Origin of the sequence: Vibrio sp. ZF57, from assembly GCF_001691235.1 — a bacterium.
In the GTDB taxonomy this organism is placed as follows: Bacteria; Pseudomonadota; Gammaproteobacteria; order Enterobacterales; family Vibrionaceae; genus Vibrio; species Vibrio crassostreae_C.
In genome coordinates, this window is the sequence record NZ_MAKD01000037.1 from 1 (window position 1) to 1,177 (window position 1,177).

7 tRNA genes are annotated in these 1,177 nt (G+C 48.2%); all 7 read left to right on the forward strand.

Annotation, left to right across the window (positions count from 1 at the left end):
• Positions 1-95 precede the first annotated feature (95 nt).
• The 7 genes from A6D97_RS03875 (at position 96) to A6D97_RS03905 (ending at position 1,071) form a co-directional block, all read left to right on the forward strand.
• A tRNA-Arg gene (locus A6D97_RS03875) sits at positions 96-172 on the forward strand.
• Between the two features lie 44 nt (positions 173-216).
• Positions 217-309 (forward strand) — tRNA-Ser (locus tag A6D97_RS03880).
• Between the two features lie 89 nt (positions 310-398).
• Positions 399-475: transfer RNA gene (locus A6D97_RS03885), tRNA-Arg, on the forward strand.
• A 67-nt stretch (positions 476-542) separates the two neighbouring features.
• Positions 543-619, forward strand: a tRNA-Arg gene (locus tag A6D97_RS03890).
• An 82-nt stretch (positions 620-701) separates the two neighbouring features.
• Positions 702-778, forward strand: a tRNA-Arg gene (locus A6D97_RS03895).
• 80 nt (positions 779-858) lie between these two features.
• Positions 859-935, forward strand: a tRNA-Arg gene (locus tag A6D97_RS03900).
• A 59-nt stretch (positions 936-994) separates the two neighbouring features.
• Positions 995-1,071, forward strand: a tRNA-Arg gene (locus tag A6D97_RS03905).
• The last annotated feature ends 106 nt before the right edge of the window (positions 1,072-1,177 follow it).

Consider the following 1,177-nt stretch of genomic DNA (forward strand, 5'->3'; position numbering starts at 1 on the left):
GAGTATGTGGTTTGTAGCTGCATCGAGGGTTCGAATCCCTCCCTCACCGCCATTTCTTGCGAGTCTAAAATTAGCAATTTAGACAATGTAAATGTGCGTCCTTAGCTCAGCTGGATAGAGTACCTGGCTACGAACCAGGCGGTCGGAGGTTCGAATCCTCCAGGACGCGCCATTCTCTCTTCTCTTACTTGTAAGTGATTTGAGAATAATGAATTAGGTGAGGTGGCCGAGTGGCCGAAGGCGCTCCCCTGCTAAGGGAGTATGTGGTTTGTAGCTGCATCGAGGGTTCGAATCCCTCCCTCACCGCCATTCATTACAGGCCGATGGCCTTTTTTTTTCTTCGTAGCAAGAAGAATGTGATATGTTTCACAACTTCATTCTTAATGAATGAACACCGTGCGTCCTTAGCTCAGCTGGATAGAGTACCTGGCTACGAACCAGGCGGTCGGAGGTTCGAATCCTCCAGGACGCGCCACTATTTAAGGGTTTATTTCTTTTAAGAATGAAAGTCCTTGTATTGACTAAGTTGATACTAAAACCGTGCGCTCTTAGCTCAGCTGGATAGAGTACCTGGCTACGAACCAGGCGGTCGGAGGTTCGAATCCTCCAGGACGCGCCACTATTTAGGGCTTCTTTCTTATAAGAACAGAAATCCTTGTATTGAGTTGTTGTTGTTTACAACGAATTGATACTAAAACCGTGCGCTCTTAGCTCAGCTGGATAGAGTACCTGGCTACGAACCAGGCGGTCGGAGGGTCGAATCCTCCAGAGCGCGCCACTATTTAGGGTTTAGTTCTTATAAGAATGTGAATCCTGATATTGATAAATCGTTCGTCGAGAATTAATATCAAAAACCGTGCGTCCTTAGCTCAGCTGGATAGAGTACCTGGCTACGAACCAGGCGGTCGGAGGTTCGAATCCTCCAGAACGCGCCACTATATTAGGGTTTCTTTTATGAACCCCTGATATTGGGAATACCGATATCGAAAACTGCGCGTCCTTAGCTCAGCTGGATAGAGTACCTGGCTACGAACCAGGCGGTCGGAGGTTCGAATCCTCCAGGACGCGCCACTCTTTAGGGTTTCCTTGTGAACTCCTGATATTGGAAATACTGATATCGAAAACCGTGCGTCCTTAGCTCAGCTGGATAGAGTACCTGGCTACGAACCAGGCGGTC